The following is a 6,311-nucleotide window of genomic DNA, read 5'->3' as shown; positions in this document are numbered from 1 at the left end:
AGGCAAGCCGGTTCGGAAAGCGGCCTGAGCACGAGAACCGCCAAGGAAAATCACACGGCGGCTCGGACCACGCTTACTGTCCGATGGAGCCGAGAGCTGCTATTCGGTGATCACCCGATAGAAGCGCCGCTCTGGATTCAGAGCGAATGGAGTCAGTGGGACCACGATTTCCTCACCCGTCCCCGGATAGTCGTCAACAAGTGTCCATCCGGCCAAGGATAGTCCCGCATTCTCCTGAAGCTTGTAAGTGGTTCCGGTTTCGGAAGGCCAGCGAAGCTCGATCCCGGAAAGCGTGCGGGTGATCGTCAATGGGATCTTCGGCTCGATGCTGGAGACGGTGACGGAAGCAGGATCGATGGAGAAGGAAATGCGGTCGCTTCCAGCGGAGACGGAGCCGCTACCTGAGGTGATGGCGGAGACCTGGGTGGTTGCATCGGGCAAGACACCGAGCGCAAGGAGGTGGCTTGGTACCGTATCGTCGCGAAGAACGACTTGTATGGAGCGGGCGGAGGAAGAGCCGGTGTAGGGGAATGGTGAGAAGACCCCGGTATCTGCAGATGAAGCGGTCACGGTGAAGATGTCCGGGGCTGCGCTCGGCATTAGTGCGTCGACCAACAACGCGTATGTTCCATGGGCCGGACTATTTGGCACCGTTCCTTTCCAAGTGTCCCCGGCGATGCTGACCTCCATGTTCAGGCCTATGTCTCCAAAGAACTCACCCTTGTCCGCAATATTGATGATGCCGGTAAGAGGCTGGTAAGTCGAAACGAGTGAGTAGGAGAATTTAACGGAAACCGGAGCGGTTACTGCCGCCGCAAAGCCGGAACCGCTCACCGAAGTGACCGATCCGGATGCGGTCCATTCGACCTGTTGCGCATGAGCGCTGAGGATCAGGGGTGAAAGCAGGAGGGGGAGAAGGAGCGGTTTCATAAGTTGAAGTTGAGATGCGAATACGAATGAATCCACAACTCCGCAAGGCGATTCCCATCGGCTGGGATTGCAGGGTGGGGGAAATGAAAAATCGCCACCCCTTGTGAGGGCGGCGATTTGATATTCTGGAGTGGTCTGGCTCCGCGGTCTTGGGATCAGGCCTGGTCGATCGTCTTTTCCGTGGCGGCGTCGACGATGAGGAAGCGCTCGCGGTGGAGCGATGGATCCGAGCGGAAGATGAGGCGGCCGGAGTGCTGGCGCTCGAGTTCCACGAGGTGCTTGCTGTCCTCGGTCTTGAAGCGGTTGAGCACGTCCGGATTTACCACGACGACGAGGTCGCCGGCCTGGTCGCGATGCTTGTTGATGACGGTGACGATGCGGCGCTGGATTTCCACGCTCATGGTCATGGGCGTCTTCACGCGGCCGCGGCCCTGGCAGTAGGGGCAGGGCTCGAACATCGTGTCCCGCAGCGACTCGTTCAGGCGCTGGCGGGTCATCTCCATCAGGCCGATGGCGGAGATCTGCAGCACCTGGGTCTTCGCCTTGTCCTTCTTCAGGCGATCTTTCATCGCCTTGTAGACCGTCTGCTGGTCCTTGCGGTGGCGCATGTCGATGAAGTCCACCACGACCAGGCCGCCGATATTCCGCAGGCGGAGCTGGCGGGCGACTTCCTGGGCGGCTTCCACGTTGGTCTCGAGGATCATCTTGTCCACGTCCTTCGAGCCGCGGTTGCGGCCCGTGTTGACGTCGATGGAGATGAGCGCCTCGGTCTCGTCGATCACGATGTAGCCGCCGCAGGGCAGCCACACTTGGCGGGAGAAGGCCTCGTCGATCTGCTTCTGGATGCCGACCGCTTCGAAGATCGGCTGGCTCGTCGGCAGGTGATGGATGCGGCGCTTGGCGCGGCGCGAGATTTTCCCGGCGATTTCGCGGATGAACTCGGTCGTCTGGGCATCGTCGCAGAGCACCTGGTCCACCTCATCGGTGAGGAAGTCGCGGGCGGTGCGCTCGATCAGGCCGGGCTCCTGGAAGGCACACAGCGGTGCCGGGCCGGAGTCGCGCCTGTCCTCCACGCCATGCCATTGCTCCAAAAGCATGGCGAGGTCGCGCACGAAGTGACGTGCGCGGGTGCCGTGGGCCACCGTGCGCATGATGATGCCCATGCCTTCCGGCACGCTCAGCTTCTGCATGATCTTCCGGAGGCGTTGGCGCTCCTTCGGGTCTTCGATCTTGCGGGAAATACCGAACTGCTCGGTGTAGGGCATCAGCACGAGGTAGCGGCCGGCCAGCGAGATATTCGTGGTGACGCGCGGGCCCTTCGTGCCGATCGGTCCCTTCGAGACCTGGATCATGATCTCCGAGCCGATCGGGTAGATGCTCGGGATATCCTTCGAAGTGATCTTCTGCTGCTGCTTCTTCTTCGATCCGGCGCGCTCGATTTCCTCGAGACCGGCGTCAAGTGCGGCGGGGATGGCGTCCCAGAAGTGGAGGAAGGCGTTCTTGTCGAGGCCGATGTCCACGAACATGGCCTTCAGGCCCTGCTCGATGTTCTTCACGCGGCCCTTGAAGATGCCGCCTACGATGTTCTGCTCACCTTCGCGTTCGACGGTGTATTCTTCCAGCACACCGTTGTCGAGGAGAGCGACCCGGCGTTCAAGGCGTTCGACATTGACGATGACCGTGTTGCCTTCCTTCGGATTCGGTCGCCCGATGCCGAGGAAGCGTTTGATTTTCTGAATCATGGATTTGATGGAGAGGAATGGGTGTGAAGGGGTTTAGCGTTCGCGGCCTTCGGGTTGGGTAACGGTGCCGTCCGCATCGGCTTCGGGAGTGATGGTGGGTTTTGGTGTGACGACCTGGGAGTCGGGGAGGGGTTCGGTGGAGATGCCTGCGGCTGCCGCTGCCTCGGTGCCTTCGTTGCCGGTCTCGCCGTCGTCCTGGCTGACGTCGATGGCGGCAAGCACGTCGTCCGGCAGGGCGATTTCCTTGATGGCGTCCATATTGCCGATCACGGGGTCGAGCGGGTGGAGAGGGAGCTTCATGCCCTCGTCGCGCGCCATCAGGCCGCGGAAAAGGAGGTGTGCCAGCGGACCGCAGACCGCGCCGCCGGACTTGCCGTTTTCCACCAGCAGGCAGACGGCATACTTCGGCTTGTCGTAGGGGGCGAAGGCGATGGTCCAGGCATTGTGGATGTCGAGCACCTTGCTGACCTGGGCGGTGCCGGTTTTGGCCGCGACTTCGTAGCCGGGGATCTTCGCGCGACCGGCGGTGCCGCCCGGGACATTCACGGCCATGCGCATACCCTCGCGGATCAGGTTCAAGTCGGAGGGCTTCACGCCTTCCTTCAGGAGGTCCACCTTGAGGCGGGGCTCGTCCTTGATGATCTCCTGGATCTGGTCGCCGCGGTGGGCCACGGCGCTTTTCACGAGCCGCGGGTGATAGTAGCGCCCGCCATTCGCCACGCAGGCCGTGACGGCACAGAGCTGGAGCGGGGTGGCGAGGGCATTGCCCTGGCCGATGGAAAGGAAGCCGATATCGATCGGCGTGACCTTCAAGTTCGGCCTGGCACGCTGCCAGGCGCGGCTACCGGTCACGAGGCCCGGGCTCTCGTTGGGAAGGGGAATGCCGGTCTTTTCACCGAGGCCGAGCATCGAGAAGCCATCCGCCATGCCCTTCGTGCCGATCGAGCCGGCGAGCTGCATGAAATAGGGGTTGCACGATTGCTGGATGGCCTTGGAAAGGCCGAGCCCGCCGTGGCTGCCGCCCTTTTGCGCGATCCAGCAGCCGACCTTGGCATTGCCGTAGGAGAGGTAGCCGCTGCAGTTGTAGCTGCGCGTGGCGAGGCCCTTCGTGGCTCCGACCAGGGCGGTCGGGATCTTGAAGGTGGAGCCGGGTGGAAAGCGGCTGATCGAGCGGTCGATCAATGGCTTGATCTTGGCCTGCTCGTATTCCGCATTCTTCTCCATCGAGATGCTGGGAATGAAGTCGTTCGGATCGTAGTCCGGGACGGATGCCATCGCGAGGATCTCGCCCGTTTCCACGTCCATCACCACGCCGGAGGCGGTGCCGGCACGGCGGAGGATATTCGAAAGGAGATACTGGACCTCGGCATCGATGGTTAGGATCACGTCGGCACCGATGCCGGGATCGACGGCGTCGGTCTCGCCGAGGATCTTGCCCTTCTCGCTCTTCACCACCTGCTTCCAGCCCTCGGGGCCGCGGAGGATGTCATCGAGCGTCGCCTCCACTCCGGCCACGCCCTTGTCGTCGCCGACGTACTGGTAGCCGTACTGGCGGCGGGCGTCCTCGGGGATCTCGCCGGTGGACCACTGGCGGAGGTAGCCGAGCGTGTGGCTGGAGAGTGCCTTGTAGGGATACTCGCGCAGCGGGCGGACATTCAGGTAAACGCCGGGGATATCCAGCGAGTGCTCGGCGAATTTCGCGAACTCCTCGTAGGTGATGTCACGGGTGTAAACGAAGGGCACCAGACCGCCGTGGGTCTTGTAGTGGGTGCGCAGCTTCGTCGCATTGAAGTCGCGGGCGAGGCCGAGGTCCTTCAATGGCTTGATCACCCGCTCCTTCACGATTTCCACGATGTCCGTGATCTCCTTGGGGCGGGGGATGCCGTTGTCGTTCTTGATGGTGTCAAGCTTCGGATCCTTTTCCCGCTGGAGCCGGTAGGCCTCGTGGATTTCCTCAAGATTGAAGGAGATCTCGTACTGCCGCTTGTTGCGGGCGAGTTCGACGCCGTTGCGGTCCTTGATGGTGCCGCGGATGCCGGGCTCGCGGACGGTGATCTGGCGGTTCCCGGGGACCTGGTTCCGGTAGAATTCGCGCTTGTCGATCTGGAACTCGTAGAGCCGCGACAAGAGCACGCCGAAGCCGGCCAGCACGAGGGCGGTGAGCAGGTAAACGCGAAGCCGGTAGCGGGGTTCCATGGCGATGAGGTCAGGCGAGGGTGCGACGACGGCGCTGCTGCTGCTTCTTCTTCAGGCCCTCGAAGCGGATCTCGTGGCCGAATTTCTCAGCGATGAAGAACAGCACCCAGAAGACCAGCGGTGAGAAGAGCATGGTCAGCGTGGAAGTGGCGGCGATCTGGTAGAGGGTCGCCTCATTGAAGGCGAAGCCGCCGCGGATGAAATTGATCGAGAGATACTCCGCCGCGAGATAGACGAAGATCGAGATGCCCACGAGGATGGTGGAGAACTGCCACTTGCCCTCGCGGAAGAGCGGCTGGATGCCCTGCATCAGGTAGCCGATCACGCCGTAGAGAATGATCGAGTAGCCAAAGCGCAGGGACTCCGCGGGATACTTGTAGATCTCCGCGTCGCCACCCGGCGGGCCGAGCGTGCACTGGGCATCCCAGAGGAAGCCACAGACGAAGGCGAGGGCCAGCATCACCGGCGGGCCCACCGTCACCGAGGCACACAGGAAGACCAGGGTCACCAGCAGCAGCCGCGCATTGTAGAGCCCGGTCAGGGACGGGATGAACTGCTGCGCCGCGAGCGCCAGCAAGACGAGGATGAAAAGGCTGAGGGCGTATCGGATCACTGGGTCACGGCAGGCAATAGGAATACCGTGCTCAGATCCGTGAAATCAACTGACGGACGGACCAAAGCTTCGGAGTCGAGCAAGCCGGGGACGACGGACTCGACCGTACCCACCAGGACATTCGCGGGGAAAAGTCCGCCGCGCCCGGTGGTGAAAACACGAGTGCCCGGACTGATCCGGGCTTTCGTGGAAAGGAATCGCAGGCGGAGCCGTGGCCCGCCTTCATACTGGCCACGCTGGCCACTGAGGATGCCCACCTCGGGGGTACCCTCGATCTTGACTGAAACCTGGCACGCCTCGTCGGTCAGCAGGATCACGGAGGACACTCCCTCCTTGCCGACCCGGTCCACCTTGCCGACCAGACCGCCATCGGCGACCACCGGCTGGTGGAGGGAGACGCCGCTTTCCGCGCCGCGGTCGATATCCACCGTCTGCCACCACGTGGTGGGCTGGCGGCGGATCACGCGGACGGCGGTGGCCTTGAATTCCATGCGCTTCTGGAAGTCCAGATCACGGCGCAGGCGGGCGTTTTCTTCCTCCAGATTCTGCGCCTCGGCCTCGACCAGACGGAGCCGGTCATACTCCGCGCGCATGGTCTCGATCTCGGCTTCCAGCTCCTTCGAGCTCTGCACCTCGTCGAGGAATGAGCGGGCCTTCACCTCCATGGACGAGCCCGCGGTGAGGAAAGGCGTCAGCCACTGGTAGTAGGTGGCCTGGATATCACGCACGGCACGCTCGCTCCGGGTCAGGGCCCATACGGCCCCGGCCAGAAAGAGAAGGAATGCGAGGAGATTGAGCGGCCTCATGGCGAGGGGCGCTTGGCGTCAGCC

General features: G+C 62.7%; 5 protein-coding genes. All 5 read right to left on the bottom strand.

Translation table 11 applies throughout. From position 1 onward, the window contains the following. Window positions 1–99: 99 nt before the first annotated feature. The 5 genes from OKA04_RS03550 to mreC all read right to left on the bottom strand — a co-directional run bounded on the left by OKA04_RS03550 (window position 100) and on the right by mreC (window position 6,287). The gene (locus OKA04_RS03550; RefSeq protein ID WP_264499747.1) at window positions 100–930 is read right to left on the bottom strand and encodes a hypothetical protein; all 831 of its coding nucleotides are present in this window, start codon (window positions 928–930) and stop codon (window positions 100–102) included. A 155-nt stretch (window positions 931–1,085) separates the two neighbouring features. Next, window positions 1,086–2,672, bottom strand: a complete 1,587-nt coding sequence (locus tag OKA04_RS03545) for an Rne/Rng family ribonuclease (protein WP_264499746.1) — start codon at window positions 2,670–2,672, stop codon at window positions 1,086–1,088. A 33-nt stretch (window positions 2,673–2,705) separates the two neighbouring features. Next, window positions 2,706–4,868, bottom strand: a complete 2,163-nt coding sequence (locus OKA04_RS03540; RefSeq protein WP_264499745.1) for a peptidoglycan D,D-transpeptidase FtsI family protein — start codon at window positions 4,866–4,868, stop codon at window positions 2,706–2,708. A gap of 10 nt (window positions 4,869–4,878) precedes the next feature. Beyond that, window positions 4,879–5,481 (bottom strand): hypothetical protein, encoded by a 603-nt coding sequence (locus OKA04_RS03535; protein WP_264499744.1) that lies wholly within the window; start codon window positions 5,479–5,481, stop codon window positions 4,879–4,881. After that, window positions 5,478–6,287 (bottom strand): rod shape-determining protein MreC, encoded by an 810-nt coding sequence (mreC, locus tag OKA04_RS03530; RefSeq protein WP_264499743.1) that lies wholly within the window; start codon window positions 6,285–6,287, stop codon window positions 5,478–5,480. Before mreC ends, OKA04_RS03535 begins: the two co-directional genes overlap by 4 nt. Window positions 6,288–6,311: the final 24 nt, after the last annotated feature.

The organism is Luteolibacter flavescens (assembly GCF_025950085.1).
Classification (GTDB): Bacteria; Verrucomicrobiota; Verrucomicrobiia; order Verrucomicrobiales; family Akkermansiaceae; genus Haloferula; species Haloferula flavescens.
Note: the sequence above shows the minus strand (reverse complement) of the source record. Positions and strands in the feature narration are given on the sequence as shown.